At 62.0% G+C, this 12,530-nt stretch carries 22 protein-coding genes; 11 read left to right on the top strand and 11 right to left on the bottom strand.

Annotated features, from left to right (window positions below):
- Nucleotides 1–45 precede the first annotated feature (45 nt).
- Both LB528_RS06580 and LB528_RS06575 read left to right on the top strand, forming a co-directional pair.
- A complete protein-coding gene (locus LB528_RS06580; RefSeq protein ID WP_224714263.1) occupies nt 46–1,119 on the top strand; it encodes a sensor histidine kinase in 1,074 nt (357 codons plus the stop codon).
- A gap of 120 nt (nt 1,120–1,239) precedes the next feature.
- On the top strand, nt 1,240–1,593 hold the full coding sequence (locus LB528_RS06575) for an SPW repeat protein (protein WP_224516112.1): 354 nt from the start codon (nt 1,240–1,242) through the stop codon (nt 1,591–1,593).
- 196 nt (nt 1,594–1,789) lie between these two features.
- Here the strand turns inward: LB528_RS06575 and LB528_RS06570 are convergent, their stop codons facing one another.
- Together LB528_RS06570 and LB528_RS06565 are read right to left on the bottom strand one after the other, a co-directional pair.
- Complete coding sequence (locus LB528_RS06570; protein WP_224516113.1) at nt 1,790–1,963, bottom strand: hypothetical protein; 174 nt, start codon at nt 1,961–1,963, stop codon at nt 1,790–1,792.
- A 58-nt stretch (nt 1,964–2,021) separates the two neighbouring features.
- The gene (locus LB528_RS06565) at nt 2,022–2,495 is read right to left on the bottom strand and encodes an Lrp/AsnC family transcriptional regulator (protein WP_224714262.1); all 474 of its coding nucleotides are present in this window, start codon (nt 2,493–2,495) and stop codon (nt 2,022–2,024) included.
- A 137-nt stretch (nt 2,496–2,632) separates the two neighbouring features.
- Here LB528_RS06565 and LB528_RS06560 point away from each other — a divergent pair, with 137 nt between their 5' ends.
- Together LB528_RS06560 and LB528_RS06555 are read left to right on the top strand one after the other, a co-directional pair.
- A complete protein-coding gene (locus LB528_RS06560) occupies nt 2,633–3,388 on the top strand; it encodes a tryptophan 2,3-dioxygenase family protein (RefSeq protein WP_224714261.1) in 756 nt (251 codons plus the stop codon).
- Between the two features lie 130 nt (nt 3,389–3,518).
- Nucleotides 3,519–3,941: a DoxX family protein gene (locus tag LB528_RS06555; protein ID WP_224516116.1), complete on the top strand. Its 423-nt coding sequence runs from the start codon at nt 3,519–3,521 to the stop codon at nt 3,939–3,941.
- Nucleotides 3,942–4,021: 80 nt separating this feature from the next.
- Here LB528_RS06555 and LB528_RS06550 read toward each other — a convergent pair whose 3' ends face one another.
- The 4 genes from LB528_RS06550 to LB528_RS06535 all read right to left on the bottom strand — a co-directional run bounded on the left by LB528_RS06550 (nt 4,022) and on the right by LB528_RS06535 (nt 5,933).
- The gene (locus LB528_RS06550; RefSeq protein WP_224516117.1) at nt 4,022–4,327 is read right to left on the bottom strand and encodes a hypothetical protein; all 306 of its coding nucleotides are present in this window, start codon (nt 4,325–4,327) and stop codon (nt 4,022–4,024) included.
- Nucleotides 4,328–4,401: 74 nt separating this feature from the next.
- Nucleotides 4,402–4,671, bottom strand: coding sequence for a hypothetical protein (locus LB528_RS06545; protein WP_224516118.1), 270 nt, complete (start codon nt 4,669–4,671; stop codon nt 4,402–4,404).
- Nucleotides 4,672–4,906: 235 nt separating this feature from the next.
- Nucleotides 4,907–5,464: a hypothetical protein gene (locus LB528_RS06540; RefSeq protein ID WP_224516119.1), complete on the bottom strand. Its 558-nt coding sequence runs from the start codon at nt 5,462–5,464 to the stop codon at nt 4,907–4,909.
- Between the two features lie 157 nt (nt 5,465–5,621).
- On the bottom strand, nt 5,622–5,933 hold the full coding sequence (locus LB528_RS06535) for a hypothetical protein (protein WP_224516120.1): 312 nt from the start codon (nt 5,931–5,933) through the stop codon (nt 5,622–5,624).
- 388 nt (nt 5,934–6,321) lie between these two features.
- Between LB528_RS06535 and LB528_RS06530 the strand changes: the two genes are divergently transcribed.
- From LB528_RS06530 to msrA, 3 genes are all read left to right on the top strand, one after another.
- On the top strand, nt 6,322–6,690 hold the full coding sequence (locus LB528_RS06530) for a hypothetical protein (RefSeq protein WP_224516121.1): 369 nt from the start codon (nt 6,322–6,324) through the stop codon (nt 6,688–6,690).
- A complete protein-coding gene (locus LB528_RS06525) occupies nt 6,683–7,039 on the top strand; it encodes a hypothetical protein (protein WP_224714260.1) in 357 nt (118 codons plus the stop codon). Before LB528_RS06530 ends, LB528_RS06525 begins: the two co-directional genes overlap by 8 nt.
- A 160-nt stretch (nt 7,040–7,199) precedes the next feature.
- A complete protein-coding gene (msrA, locus tag LB528_RS06520) occupies nt 7,200–7,721 on the top strand; it encodes a peptide-methionine (S)-S-oxide reductase MsrA (RefSeq protein ID WP_224714259.1) in 522 nt (173 codons plus the stop codon).
- 104 nt (nt 7,722–7,825) lie between these two features.
- Here msrA and LB528_RS06515 read toward each other — a convergent pair whose 3' ends face one another.
- Nucleotides 7,826–8,002, bottom strand: coding sequence for a hypothetical protein (locus LB528_RS06515; protein ID WP_224714258.1), 177 nt, complete (start codon nt 8,000–8,002; stop codon nt 7,826–7,828).
- Nucleotides 8,003–8,230: 228 nt separating this feature from the next.
- On the opposite strand from LB528_RS06515, the gene LB528_RS06510 reads away from it, so the two are divergent.
- Nucleotides 8,231–8,449, top strand: a complete 219-nt coding sequence (locus tag LB528_RS06510; protein WP_224516125.1) for a hypothetical protein — start codon at nt 8,231–8,233, stop codon at nt 8,447–8,449.
- Nucleotides 8,450–8,579: 130 nt separating this feature from the next.
- Here LB528_RS06510 and LB528_RS06505 read toward each other — a convergent pair whose 3' ends face one another.
- Nucleotides 8,580–8,777: a hypothetical protein gene (locus LB528_RS06505; RefSeq protein WP_224714257.1), complete on the bottom strand. Its 198-nt coding sequence runs from the start codon at nt 8,775–8,777 to the stop codon at nt 8,580–8,582.
- 121 nt (nt 8,778–8,898) lie between these two features.
- Here LB528_RS06505 and LB528_RS06500 point away from each other — a divergent pair, with 121 nt between their 5' ends.
- Nucleotides 8,899–9,084, top strand: a complete 186-nt coding sequence (locus tag LB528_RS06500; protein ID WP_224714256.1) for a hypothetical protein — start codon at nt 8,899–8,901, stop codon at nt 9,082–9,084.
- Between the two features lie 242 nt (nt 9,085–9,326).
- On the opposite strand, the gene LB528_RS06495 is transcribed toward LB528_RS06500, so the two are convergent.
- The 3 genes from LB528_RS06495 to LB528_RS06485 all read right to left on the bottom strand — a co-directional run bounded on the left by LB528_RS06495 (nt 9,327) and on the right by LB528_RS06485 (nt 10,403).
- Nucleotides 9,327–9,767, bottom strand: coding sequence for a GFA family protein (locus tag LB528_RS06495; RefSeq protein ID WP_224714255.1), 441 nt, complete (start codon nt 9,765–9,767; stop codon nt 9,327–9,329).
- 117 nt (nt 9,768–9,884) lie between these two features.
- Nucleotides 9,885–10,088, bottom strand: a complete 204-nt coding sequence (locus LB528_RS06490; protein ID WP_318012277.1) for a hypothetical protein — start codon at nt 10,086–10,088, stop codon at nt 9,885–9,887.
- Between the two features lie 147 nt (nt 10,089–10,235).
- The gene (locus LB528_RS06485) at nt 10,236–10,403 is read right to left on the bottom strand and encodes a Thivi_2564 family membrane protein (RefSeq protein ID WP_095819989.1); all 168 of its coding nucleotides are present in this window, start codon (nt 10,401–10,403) and stop codon (nt 10,236–10,238) included.
- A gap of 205 nt (nt 10,404–10,608) precedes the next feature.
- On the opposite strand from LB528_RS06485, the gene LB528_RS06480 reads away from it, so the two are divergent.
- On the top strand, nt 10,609–10,773 hold the full coding sequence (locus tag LB528_RS06480; RefSeq protein ID WP_095768421.1) for a DUF3309 family protein: 165 nt from the start codon (nt 10,609–10,611) through the stop codon (nt 10,771–10,773).
- A 527-nt stretch (nt 10,774–11,300) separates the two neighbouring features.
- The gene (locus LB528_RS06475) at nt 11,301–12,524 is read left to right on the top strand and encodes an anion transporter (RefSeq protein ID WP_224714253.1); all 1,224 of its coding nucleotides are present in this window, start codon (nt 11,301–11,303) and stop codon (nt 12,522–12,524) included.
- Nucleotides 12,525–12,530: the final 6 nt, after the last annotated feature.

Here is a 12,530-nt window from a genome sequence, read left to right as displayed (position 1 = left end):
GCGATCCCCCGACGCGTTGCCGTGCCTCTCCGTCGGCCCTAATTAATGAACATGACAAGCTATGGGGGGATATTCCGACAGAACGCCAATGCCGACGCGCGCCTCGCGGCGATCGTCGATTCGTCCTATGACGCCATTATCGGCAAGAACCTAAACAGCATCATCACCGACTGGAACCAGGCGGCCGAGCGCATGTTCGGCTATACCGCCGAGGAAGCCGTGGGCCAGTCTATCCTGATGCTGCTCCCCGAGCATATGCACAATGAGGAGGCCGAGATCATCGGCCGCATCCGCCGGGGCGAGGGCGTGGGGAGCCATGAGACGACACGCAAGCGCAAGGATGGCTCACTGATCGCCGTGTCGATCACCGTGTCGCCGATCAGGAACAGCGCGGGCGAGATCATCGGCGCCTCGCAGATCGCCCGCGACATCACGCCCGCCAAGGAAAGCGAGCGCCGTATCCGGCTTTTGATGCGCGAGGTCAATCACCGCGTGAAGAACCAGTTCGCGGTGATCCTGTCGATGGTCAGGGAAACCAGCAAGCGCTCGACCGATCCAGGCGAGTTCGAGGAATTGATCCGCGCCCGCATCATGGCGCTGTCGCGCTCGCATGACCTTCTGGTCACCACGGAATGGGCCGGCGCCAGCCTGTTCGACCTTGTCCAGGAGCATTTAAAGCCCTTCGGCCATGAAGACCGCATCTCGCTTTCCGGGCCGCTTCTGACGCTGCAGTCGAATGCCGTTCAGAATCTCGGCATGGCCTTCCACGAGCTCGGCACCAACTCGTCCAAATATGGCGCTTTGGCCTCGGGGGGCGGTCGTATCGAAATCACCTGGAAGGTCGAGACCGGCCCGGAGGCGCAGCGCCGCTTTCATCTTGTCTGGCATGAGACATCCGGCACGGGCGCAACCGCGCGCAAGGCGCCAGAGCGCAAGGGCTTAGGCGAGCGCAAGGGGTTCGGCACCGTGGTGCTGCAGCGGGTGGCGCCACAGTCGCTGAGCGGTTCCTCCAGCCTGGAGCGCTCGCCCGACGGCCTTAAATGGACGCTTGACGCACCGCTCGAGGCAATCGTAGTGCCGCAGCTCGGCGTCGAAGACGAAAGCGATTTCAAGGGCTGAGGCGCCGGCCGGCCGGCCCTCCCTTGCAGGTCTGTAAAGATGCATTACATTATGTAACAGAGCGTGCAATGTCCACGCGGATACAGTTGCTTTGGTCAAGCTTCATCCATGGAGGTTGTCATGGCAATGATGGAAGCAAGAAAGACCCTGGACTGGATCACTCTGGTCCTCGCGATCTGCCTGTTCATCTCACCCTGGGTCATCGGATTCACCGCGGCGGTGGTGCCCGCGTGGAACGCCTGGATTGTCGGCGTTCTCCTCGGCGCGCTGGCGCTGGCGACGCTTTCGGTGTTCGCCGAGTGGGAAGAATGGCTAAGTGCGATCCTCGGGCTCTGGCTGATCGTGTCACCTTGGTTGCTGCGCTTCGCGGCTGACACGCATGTCATGGCCACGCATGTCGTCCTCGGCGTGCTCGTGGTCGCGGCATCGGCCTGGGCCGTCTGGGACTTCCGTCATCCCCACGCGCATGCGTGAGCGGTGACTGAACGGGAGCCGCCGCGCGAGCGGCGGCTCCTTGGATTTTGATCTCTTGGGCATGGGGCAAGGCGGCTGTTGCGGCGGCTTCACGCAATTGCTGCAACCGGAAACTTTTTCGTGCATTCTTGGGAATGGCCTCGATGCTCCACCCCGACACCCCCGCCAAATGCTGCTCCTATTGCGGCGGCCGCGATCATGATTTCGAGGAGTGCCCGAAACGCAAGGCCGACGCCGAGAAGGAAAAGGTGGAGCGGGAGCCTGAGCCGGCCGTGGTCAGGTTCCCATATTCTCGTCCCGCGTCCTCCAACCAGTAGATCGCCTCGTCGCCATTAAGAAACGATGCGGCGCGGGCCTGCGCGACCGGCATCGACGGCTCGATCACAGACAGGGTACCGTCGAGCCGACGTCTCAATTTGGCGCTCGCCTTATCCCTTCAGCGCACGTGCCGCCGCCTCGGCGAACGAGATATCGCCCTTGATCTCGCGCATCGCCATCGAAGTCACCGTGCGGCGCACGCCGGGCAGGCGGCTGAGTTCCTCGCGCAGCATCCGGTCGAGCGCCATCATGTCGATGGTGACGATCTGGAGCAGATAGTCGGCTTCGCCCGTGGTGGCGTAGCAGCGGCGGATCAGCGGGTGCTTCTTCACCGCCGCTTCGAAGGCGTCCGACACTTCGAAATCGATCGACACCTGAATGAAGGCCTCGATGCCGAAGCCGATCCTGGCCGGGTCGATGCGGGTCGAATATCCGCGGATAACGCCGGCCTCTTCCAAAGCCTTCACCCGTTTCCAGCAAGGCGTCTTGCTCAAGCCGACCTCCTCGGCGAGTTCTCCGAAGGAGATGCGTGCGTCACGCTCAAGCGCGGCGACTATTCTGCGGTCAACACCGCCCAGCGCCATTCGTTCTCCAATATGACAGAAGATGTCGGCGATCGTCCTTCGTTTCACGTCATTTGAATAACAGAAAGGAACAATGTTCAAGCCGAAAGCGCTATCCTTGTCGCCAGGTCGAAAACCTGCCGCGAGGAGGATAAGACATGGACAAGACGGACTATCACGCCCGCATAGAGGCGCCCGAGATGCGCGACTACGGCGTCTATTTGAAATGCGACCAGTTGCTCGACTGTCAGAAGCCGCTCGCCGAGATGGTCAATGCCGACGAATTGCAGTTCCAGATCGTGCACCAGGTCGAGGAACTTTGGATGAAGCTCATCGCCTATACGCTGGTCGATGTGCTCGACCATCTGGAGAGGCAGGACACCCACCGCATCATCACGCTGATGGGCCGCGTGCACCGGCTGATGCGCATGATGACGGCGCAGCTCGACCTCCTGGAGACGATGTCGCCCAAAGAGTACCAGCAGATCCGCCTGCAGCTCGGCAATGGCAGCGGCCAGGAATCGCCGGGCTTCAAGCTCTTGCTGCGCCTGCCACCGGATCTTTGGCGGGCCTTCAAGCACGCCTATCTCGACGGCCGCGGGCTGACCGTGGAGGATATCTATGACGAGCACTACGACCACGGTGATTCCTATGTCGTGGCCGAGGCGCTGATCGAATTCGACGAGCTGTTCCAGAAATTCCGCGCCAATCACCTCTATCTCATCCACCGCTCGATCGGGCTGAGCGCCAAGTCGCTGAAGGGACGGCCGGTGGAAATCCTCGAAGGCGGCGCCCGCCATCGCTTCTTCCCCGAGCTCTGGGATATCCGCAGCGACATGACCGACCGCTGGGGCGCCGAATACGGCACCGTGCGGGAGTCGATCAGCCATCCGCCGCAGGCGAAGGTTGGCTGAGCTTTCTTCCTCGCCTCGAGTTGCGGGGCGAGGAAAGGGTGCCCCGCATAATTTTCCCACCCCTGTCGGAATCTTCTCCCTACGCCCGTCCTTGGGGCATCGACCACTTCAACCATCCGGAGGGACACCCGTGGAAAATACTCAATCGACCTGGCAGACCGTCGCCATTCTTATCGCCCGCCTGATCTTCGCCGCCATGTTTGCCATGGGCCTCGCCTTCAAGCTCATGGACATGGGCGCTACCGCCGGCTACATCGCCGCCGCGGGCTTTCCATTCCCGCTGTTTCTGGCCTGGTGCGCGGCGATCCTCGAGACGCTGCTGGTGATATCCTTCCTCACCGGCGCTTATCTGATGCCGTTGGCGCTGATCGGCGCCGTCTACGTCACCTTCCTGGGCTTTGCCTTCCACGGTCCGTCGCATTGGGCCGGAAACCAGGCCGAGTTCGGCGCCTTCATGTCGCATTTCCCGTTCGCCGCCGGCCTGCTCTACGCCGCCGTCCACGGCCCGGGCAACGTGCTCGCGCTGCGCCAGGGCTGGCCGGACCGGGCCTGAACCTTCCTTCTCCCCATTCACGGGGAGGAGGTGCCCCAAGGTCGGATGAGGGGCGGCGCCGACATCTCGACGCGCCCGCCTCACATCTGATCGTTATACGGCTCCTTCATCTGCCCGACCATGCGCGCCAGCTTGGAGAAGGACGGCATGTCCGCTTCCGGCTGGCACTGGTTGGCGAGCTCAAGCAGCCGGATCGGGAAATTGATGGCGTCGCGGTTCGAAGCCGAGATCGCCTCCGAACGCTCCTCGCCGGTCTCGCCTGCTTCGGCCTTGCGCAGCGCGATGTCGATTTCCTCGACCGTGAGCACGCCTTTCTTGACGAGCACATGGTTGACCGCGGCGACGGCCATCAGCAGGCCCTCGAGTTGGAGATTGGCGACGTTCATGGCGTTCTCCCATTGACCTCGCCTCAAGAACGCATGAGCGGCGTTTCCGATCCGAGCGGGGACGCCGGCGCCGGCTAAACCTCCATCCACCGCTGGCCATACTCCTTCCAGAGCTGCCTGATCTCGCGATTGCCGAGCGGCGGCGTCTGGCGGTCGCCATAGAAAACGGCGACGGCGCTGTGATCGTACTGGCCCTCGGCCTGGGCGATGAAACGGATTGCTTCGCCGAGTGGTCTCGAATGGAAGATCGGATCGGCCTGGCCCCGGCCCAGGCTGCGAACGCCCGAAATGCTTGCAGGCACATGCCGCATCCGAAAGACGGATGCCATGGCAGGTTTGTCCATGCTGCTCTCCGCGATTCCCTTAGGAATGATCCCATAAGCTCCGGCTAATGACCAGCCCGGGACAACCGGCCACAGCCGGAGGCATGGAACAGCACAACTTTGAAGTGGAAAGGCCTGCCACGAAAAAAAGAAGGCCGGACGCGATGGCCTGGCCTTTCCTTCCGCGCGGCCTCCGCAACTCAGCCTGCGTTAGCACCGTTGATCGGTTCGGCCACTGCAGCCGGACCGGAAATGTCTACCCGTGCCAGCGGCGCAGCCAGTACGGCTCGGGGTCGTCGGTTCGGCTGATCGCCATGCCGGCCAGCAGTCCGACCAGGCCGCCGATCAGCATCGCCGTCGAGAAGGTGCCGGGGTTCTGCTGCACTGTTTCCGAAATGCTCTGCGCCTGGCTGCGCAATTGCCGAGCCGCGCGGGAGGCGCGATCCGATGCGCCGCTGTAAAGGTTGGAGGCGCGGTTGGAGGCGCCGCTATAGACATTTGACGCGCGTTCGGCCGCGCTCTCATACCAGCCATTCGCGGCCTCCGCTTGCTCCTCGGCTTTGTCGGCCAACGCGCGGTTCAATCGGCTGACCTCCCGCTTCAATTCGGCGATTTGCCGCTTCATCGTGCCTTCGGACGCCCTGGAGGAAGCCGCGCTGCTGCGCGATCCGCCCCCGCTGCGCGACGCGCCGCTGCGTGAGGCACCGCTGCTGCGCGATGCGGCGTTACGGGGACGGGCCGCGCTGGCCGGGCTGGTGCTCGGGGTGCCGGTGCCGTTTGCCGCGCCGCCGCTGGTGCTTTCGTTGTCTGCCATGGGTTTCTCCTTTGTGCCTTTGCAACGGTCGGGAAGCTGCATGGTTCCCCGCCGGGATTCCCACGCCTCAAGCGAAGGAGCCGTTCACGAGGCAATGGCCGTGGAGCTTGCTTCCACGGCCACTGGAGCAACGGAACGTAGTTGTCGAGCTGCAGTCCTACTTGCCGCAGGTCTTGTCGTTCACGTTCGGCTGCATCGTGCCCGCGGTGGAGCTGCTGGCGTCGCCCATCGAGCCCTGCGGACTGTTCGGACAGTTCTTGTCGCCGCCGCTGATGCTGCCGGTCGTGCCCGTATCCGGCGGCGCCATCTGGTCAGGCGACGGCGTGGCCGGCGTCTTCGGGTCGACGGTGATGGTCTGGCCGCTGCCGCCCGTGCTGTCATTGCCGCTGGTAGTGCCGGCGGTCTGGGCCATCGCCGCGGTGGCGAGACCGATCGTCAGGGCCGAAGCTGCAAGGATCTTCGTAAGCATGATCTTCTCCTCTGTGCGAGACGGTTCGTCTGTCGCGTTGCGACCAAGGGTGGAACCCATCGGACCAAGGTTGGTTCCGACGAAATTTCGCCACGCTTTCGGCTGGCGGCTCAATCTAGGGCCGTGGGACGCGGCGCCGTCGTTGGTGGGAGGAGGGCGCGTCTTGAGGGAGGTGTTTTCAAATGATAGGAAAATTTGCCTATTAGCTATTGCCCGGTGAGGGCAGCTATGCTACTATTTTGTCCATGGTGCTGATTTGCGCCGACGACCCGCCGGCCCGGCGGGTTTTCGTTTTCTAGCCTTTCGAAACTCTGGCAGGAAAGTGGAGCGCGCGCGAAAGCAACGCGGTGCTTCCGACAGCCGGGGTGGTTTCACCTTGAGGCCCTCCATGCCACGCTATGCCATCATGATTATCGCCGATGACGGCGCCGAGATTGTCAGCGCAATCGGCGAATTCGAGAGCGCAAGCCTGCCTTACGGCTCAGGCCGTATCGAGCAGGTCGCGCCCGGCGTGCGCATCGGCATGGTGCGTGGCGGCACGGTCGATGCCGTCGCCGGTTTCGGCTTTCCGCCCCAGGGCCTTGGCCCCTCGGCAGCCCGCGCCGCCATCGCGACATTGAAGGCTATGGGCGCTCCGGCGGCCGACGGCGAGCCCGCCAAGCTGACACGTGCCAAGCCGCGCAGGAAACCTGCGCGCAAGGTCCGCAAGGCGAAGGCGGCAAAGGTCGCGCCATCCGGCGCGGTAGCCCATGGCTGATGAAAACAAGGCCGTGCGGCGCAAGCCCGCTGGCGCGAAGCGGGCAGGGCGAAAGCCCCAGGCTCCCCGCGTCGATGCCACTTTGCCCAGCCGCCCGAAGCGCTCGCGAAAGACGCTCGTCGACGACTTCGCGACCGCCCTTCGCGCCGACTTCCGCGCCCATGGCGCCGGTGTCATCGCCGCGGTCAGGGCGGAAAAGCCCGACCAGTATCTGAAGGTCGTGCTGACGCTGCTGCCCAAGGATTTTTCGCAACGTATCGATGCCGATAATAAAACCAGTCTCGAGCAGTTATCGGACATCGTTTTCGAGGTGGTGGTGCGAAGATTCAAACAAGCACCGGATTCCTAGCCTAAGCGCGGCGGAGGCGAGCCGCGCAGGCGTTGACCGGCAGATCGTCGACGCCGGATACGACAACACTTCGATCCCGGTGTCGGCGTTCGCCCGTTCGAGCCGCTGGAAGAATCCAGGCGCAGCGCTTATCTATGGAGCAATCCAAAGGAGGTATGACATGGCTTCTTCCACCGAGCGCGCGGTCCTTGCCGGCGGCTGCTTCTGGGGCATGCAGGATCTGATCCGACGCTTGCCCGGCGTGATCTCGACGCGAGTGGGCTACAGCGGCGGCGATGTCCCCAACGCCACCTACCGCAACCACGGCACCCACGCCGAGGCGATCGAGATCATCTTCGACCCGGCTATGACCAATTTCCGCACGCTTCTTGAATTCTTCTTCCAAATCCACGATCCGACGACGAAGAACCGCCAGGGCAACGATATCGGTGCGAGCTATCGTTCGGCGATTTTCTACACCAGCGATGAACAGAAGCGGATCGCCGAGGACACGATAGCCGACGTCGACGCGTCCGGCCTGTGGCCAGGCAAGGTCGTCACCGAGCTCGCCCCGGTCGGGCCCTTCTGGGAAGCGGAGCCCGAGCATCAGGACTATCTCGAGCGCTATCCCAACGGCTACACCTGTCATTTCGCGCGGCCGGGCTGGAAGCTTCCGGTCCGCCAACAGGCGGTCGCGTCATAATCAGGGCTGTTTGATATAGCCCTTACGCGCTTTGATCAGCCCGCCGTGCCGCAAGGCATGGCGGGCTTTTTTGCGTTCCGGCCTGCGGCGCGCAACGGGCAGGCTCAGCCCTTGGCGCGGCGGCCTTCCTGTTCGTGGCTGCCGATCCAGTGGGCGCGGATGCGGTCGCTTGCTTCGAGGTAAGCCATGTCGATCAGGTAGGTCAGAAGCTTTTCGCCATCAGCCTCAGCCTTCTGGCGAAGTTCTCGCAAAATCCCCTGCGCAAACTGCAGGTTTTCCATTTTGCTAGGCTGGTCCATGGCTGCCCCCCAAATGTATGCGCGGTAAGTTTGGCTCATTATGCTTGTATGAAGATTGTGGCCCCGCTCGCGGCGAAGCTGTACGCGGTTGCACCGATGCCCGATCAACGGACCTGTTGGACATTGGGCGGAAATGTCGATATTTTACGCGCCCAATCGGATAGCGACCATGCACGAAGACGAGGGCAGCACTCCTGAAAGTTGCAAGTCATGCCTGACGTGATTGCCAGGAGCGGGCCCTCGACCGAGAGCGGGCAGCCCGATTTTGGTCGGTTGAGGGCCGATGCCGCCAAGGCCGCCGGCGTGCTGATCGAATTTTACGGCGATGCGGCCCTGGAGCGGGCTAAGCTCATCGAACGCCGATCGCCCCAGTCGCATTTCGCGCGCATGGTCACGGCTGAAGTCGGCAGGCGCGTCAAGCGAAGCTAGCCTTGAAACAATCGGCGAAAGTGGCTTCAGGACCATCTTTGCCTCCCCAGCCTTGGGCCAAGCCGTTGCTCGACCTCTTCCTCGATATTATCCAGAAGATAGGACACCAGGTCGTGTCCGATCGATCGCGCTATGTCCATGGCCTGCCGATGCTTTGCATGCATCGCTCCAGCGGCGCGCCGTGCGAGAATTCGTCGAGCGTAAAACCGGAATAGTCTGAAAGATTGGCGTCGCCATAGACACGGCCACGTCTGATGTCCCAGGTCCAGAACCCGATCGATGAATACCGCATATGCATGCTGCGGCCGTGTTCAGGCGCCGACTTCACGAAAACCGCCCCGTCCGGTTTCAAGATTCGCCAGTATTATGTAGCAAAAAAGGGAAGAAACAAAGATGGCCTTTTGTACAAGGTGGGAAGTCATAAGGCTTGCTGCGGGTGAAAATTCAGGATGTCCTATTTGATAGGGCCAGAAAAGAGAGCGAGAAGGGAATTTCTTGAGCCGAAAGAATTTTCACTTGGTATTGCAACCGCTGCTTGGTACTCACGTGATAAACGCGACGGCCGGGCTGGCGAAAAAAGCCCAGAAGTTGTATTGCCGCAAGAAGCATGGTTGAAAATTTCTTATATTTTGTAAAACGAATGAAACTTTTTGCGTGGAGTGCCTGGACCCATCCAGCCCATGGCCTAATGTTCTGCCGCACTGCGAACGCTGGCGGCAGCTGATTGGCCGTCAAACCGACCGCTGGTTGAAAAAGCAAAGCTTCGAGGAAAGTCCGAGCATATCAATCCACAGCCGAGCGCTTTTCCGGATTGCCTGGTGGCGGCCGCTAGACCGAAGTCGTTGTCGTTCCGACCAAAGTCCGCCAAGAGCCTAACCTAGGCTGACCTTTGCTGTGGATCCACGCCGGGTTCATCACTTGCAGCCGAATCATCGGCGGACCGGTCATGCTCGAACTGACGCGCCGCAGGCAGGGGTTGCAACCAGGGCTCGCGGCGTCCGATCCAAAGTTCGTAGCTGGGCAGCAACCCTTCGGTTGGCGCAATGTCCAGACTGCCGATCGTGACCTCGGCCTCGTCATCGCTGACGAACGGAACGCGGCTTCCGCAGGTGGGGCAAAAGCTTCGAGTGCCATAGCTGCTGGTGATGCCGGTGGTTTCGAACGCTCGTAGCGGCCATACGGCGTAGGCATGAAAGGCCGATCCGCTTGTCTTGCGGCAGTCCTTGCAGTGACAGAGGCCGACCCGGAGCGGCTCGCCAGTGACGCGGAACTTCACGCCGCCACACAGGCAACTGCCGCTGCGCGCGATTTCGGGCATTGCCGTTCCTCCTGCGGTTACGCGCAGAGCCAAGTTTCTCTCGCGCCCGGGCCCGCTGCCGGCTGCTAAAACCCGCAAGAGCTTGTAATGGTTCCGCGCCGGAGCAAGGAGCAAGGGTCAGTCGGGAACGTTGATCGGCTCCTCGCACCGATAGGGGCGGCACTCGCCGTCCTTGGTCGGAACCGTCGTCGAGACTGGCACTTCCGGCCAGTCGCACTCGTTGCCGAACTGCCGAACGAACCGGTCATAGGTGTTCGGACCCGTGGTCAAGACCGCGGCATGATCGCTTTTGATCAGCGCCTGCGTCTGCGCGCAAGTCATCGCGCGCGTGTCTGGCCGGGCATAGGCGGCGCCCACGTTGCACAACGTTGCGCCGGCCCACAAGATTTTAGCTGCGGTAGATGCGATTGACGGGGTTCTCATGGGACACCGGCTTTTGAAGTTCCGGGTGTCGAATATGGATCGCGGCTAGAACACCGCAAGATATTTGAGCAGCGAAATGATGCCGATGATGATGACGATGATTTGCGCGATCTGGCGCGCGCGGGCGTCGAGTGGCAGGCGTTGCACGAGATAGAGCACCAGGATCACCACCAGGAAGGTGATCAATATGCCGATAAGAACGGATGCGCCCATATGCCTGCTTCCTTCCCATATGCCCGGATGGGCAGGCCCCAACGTTGCAAGCTGCGAAATCGTTCCACGCGGCTTAGGCCCGCCGGACGCGTCGGCCGCAAGCAGCGGGCGGTTGCAGCGCCGGGCGGAACATGCGCGCGGTTCGCGAGTTCACTTCCTCAATAACGAAGCGCGGGGACCGCACAGTCAGAAAGAGGAAGAGATCATGGGCCTCGGCACGATTCTCATCATCATTCTCATTCTCGCCTTGCTTGGCGGCTTCAGCGGCCTTGGCGGCGGACCTTTCTACGGAACCGGTTATTACGGTGGCGGCGGCCTCGGGCTTGTCCTGGTTATCGTGATCATCCTGGTGCTGCTCGGTCGGATCTGACACCCCACCGCGCGAGCGGATCTCAGGGTATCGCCAGTCTGGCTACGTCAGAATTTAATGAAAGTTTCCGCAATTTGGCGGTCGACCGGCACTCCAGGATCTCACTAGCCCTGACGACCGCTGCATTCGAGGCAGACAATGCTGTGTCCAGGACAATTCAGCCTGTGCGTGCCTTCCGGGCAGCAATGGCCGTTCGAGCTCAGCCAGCGTGCGCAAACGAAAACCTTCTTCGCCCCGTGACAGCGGGAGCATTCCTGCGGACGCACCAATTCCTCCTTTGACGGAATGCGATGTTCCGCTTCAACGACCGTGTTCATCCGTTTAGTCCCCAACGCCCTGGATTATCGGTCAGATATGTTAATTCACCATTCTTTACATTAGGGTTTATGAATGTGAAACCCACGAAAGCGTTATCGCACTTCATGTGCTTGCGCGCTTTCCCTTTGCGCTGCCCTTGCTAAATGTGGGGCCACTCCACGCAACGGCAGATTCTGCCGGCAGGGCAGGCAACGGGATCTTTCTTAGCAATGACATGGACAGGCGCGGGCGCGCTTTTCATCCTGGTAGCCACCTATGCCGGCGTCGCCGTCGGCCGCATCCCGGGCCTGCGGCTCGACCGCGCCGGCATCGCGCTGCTGGGTGGCGCGGCCATGATCGCCATCGGCGCGATCGGCATCGACGACGCCTACAAAGCCATCAATTTCGACACCATCACGCTGCTGCTCGGCATGATGATCGTGGTCGCGCATCTGAAAGTTTCAGGCGCGTTTCGCGCGCTTGGCGGCTTTGCCATCGAGCATGCCCATGCGCCTTTCATGCTTTTGGTGATGGTGACGCTGTTGACGGGCGTGCTCTCTGCCTTCCTGGTCAATGACGCGATCTGCCTGGTGATGGCGCCGATCGTCGTCCATGTCACACGGGTCATCAATCGCAACCCGGTGCCTTACCTCATCGCCACCTGCACGGCCTCGAACTGCGGCAGCGTCGCCACCATCACCGGCAATCCGCAAAATATGGTGATCGGCGCGCTGTCGGGCATTTCCTATCCGGCTTTCACGCTGGCGCTCGCGCCGGTGGCGCTGTTCGGCCTACTCTGCGTCATCGTCATCGTGCGGATCGTCTACCGCGCCGAATTCTCTCGCCCTGCAGAGCTCAGCCCGGAAGTCTATCGCGGCCGCATGTTGCCCGGGCAGGTGCTGAAGGCCACCATCGTCTGCGTGTTGCTGGCGCTCGCCTTCTTTGCCGGCTTTCCCGTTGCCAAGGCGGCGCTGATTGCCGGCGCCTTCCTGCTGGTCACCCGGGCAATCAAGCCGCAGCGCATCTACCGCGAGATCGACGGGCCGTTGCTCTTCATGTTCGCCGGCCTGTTCGTGGTGGTGGCTGGCGCCGAGCGCACGCTGCTCACGCCCGATATGATCGCCTGGGCGAAGAATATCGGCCTCGACGATGTCTGGCGGCTCTCCGGCTTCACCGCGGTGCTTTCCAACATCATGAGCAATGTGCCGGCGGTGCTGGCGCTCCGGCCCTTCATCCCCGGCTTGGAAAATCCGGAGCGCGCCTGGCTGATCGTCGCGATGAGCTCGACGCTTGCCGGTAACTTCACGCTGCTCGGCTCGGTCGCCAATCTGATCGTCGCCGAGCAGGCAAAAGCGGCCGGCAAGGAACTTTCCTTTTCAGCCTTCTTCAAGGTGGGCCTGCCGCTGACGCTGGTGACGCTTCTCGCCGGCACCGCTTGGCTGGCCTGGTCCTGAAAGGCG

Source organism: Mesorhizobium sp. CA4, assembly GCF_020165075.1.
Classification (GTDB): Bacteria; Pseudomonadota; Alphaproteobacteria; order Rhizobiales; family Rhizobiaceae; genus Mesorhizobium.
The sequence above is the reverse complement of the archived record's forward strand: the minus strand, read 5'-3'. Positions and strand labels throughout refer to the sequence as shown.

Coding starts and splice junctions, on each gene's coding strand:
- LB528_RS06580 (WP_224714263.1), top strand. CDS start 46: ATGAACATGACAAGCTATGGGGGGATATTCCGACAGAACGCCAATGCC.
- LB528_RS06575 (WP_224516112.1), top strand. CDS start 1,240: ATGGCAATGATGGAAGCAAGAAAGACCCTGGACTGGATCACTCTGGTC.
- LB528_RS06570 (WP_224516113.1), bottom strand. CDS start 1,963: ATGCCGGTCGCGCAGGCCCGCGCCGCATCGTTTCTTAATGGCGACGAG.
- LB528_RS06565 (WP_224714262.1), bottom strand. CDS start 2,495: ATGGCGCTGGGCGGTGTTGACCGCAGAATAGTCGCCGCGCTTGAGCGT.
- LB528_RS06560 (WP_224714261.1), top strand. CDS start 2,633: ATGGACAAGACGGACTATCACGCCCGCATAGAGGCGCCCGAGATGCGC.
- LB528_RS06550 (WP_224516117.1), bottom strand. CDS start 4,327: ATGAACGTCGCCAATCTCCAACTCGAGGGCCTGCTGATGGCCGTCGCC.
- LB528_RS06545 (WP_224516118.1), bottom strand. CDS start 4,671: ATGGACAAACCTGCCATGGCATCCGTCTTTCGGATGCGGCATGTGCCT.
- LB528_RS06540 (WP_224516119.1), bottom strand. CDS start 5,464: ATGGCAGACAACGAAAGCACCAGCGGCGGCGCGGCAAACGGCACCGGC.
- LB528_RS06535 (WP_224516120.1), bottom strand. CDS start 5,933: ATGCTTACGAAGATCCTTGCAGCTTCGGCCCTGACGATCGGTCTCGCC.
- LB528_RS06530 (WP_224516121.1), top strand. CDS start 6,322: ATGCCACGCTATGCCATCATGATTATCGCCGATGACGGCGCCGAGATT.
- LB528_RS06525 (WP_224714260.1), top strand. CDS start 6,683: ATGGCTGATGAAAACAAGGCCGTGCGGCGCAAGCCCGCTGGCGCGAAG.
- msrA (WP_224714259.1), top strand. CDS start 7,200: ATGGCTTCTTCCACCGAGCGCGCGGTCCTTGCCGGCGGCTGCTTCTGG.
- LB528_RS06515 (WP_224714258.1), bottom strand. CDS start 8,002: ATGGAAAACCTGCAGTTTGCGCAGGGGATTTTGCGAGAACTTCGCCAG.
- LB528_RS06510 (WP_224516125.1), top strand. CDS start 8,231: ATGCCTGACGTGATTGCCAGGAGCGGGCCCTCGACCGAGAGCGGGCAG.
- LB528_RS06500 (WP_224714256.1), top strand. CDS start 8,899: ATGTCCTATTTGATAGGGCCAGAAAAGAGAGCGAGAAGGGAATTTCTT.
- LB528_RS06495 (WP_224714255.1), bottom strand. CDS start 9,767: ATGCCCGAAATCGCGCGCAGCGGCAGTTGCCTGTGTGGCGGCGTGAAG.
- LB528_RS06490 (WP_318012277.1), bottom strand. CDS start 10,088: ATGACTTGCGCGCAGACGCAGGCGCTGATCAAAAGCGATCATGCCGCG.
- LB528_RS06485 (WP_095819989.1), bottom strand. CDS start 10,403: ATGGGCGCATCCGTTCTTATCGGCATATTGATCACCTTCCTGGTGGTG.
- LB528_RS06480 (WP_095768421.1), top strand. CDS start 10,609: ATGGGCCTCGGCACGATTCTCATCATCATTCTCATTCTCGCCTTGCTT.
- LB528_RS06475 (WP_224714253.1), top strand. CDS start 11,301: ATGACATGGACAGGCGCGGGCGCGCTTTTCATCCTGGTAGCCACCTAT.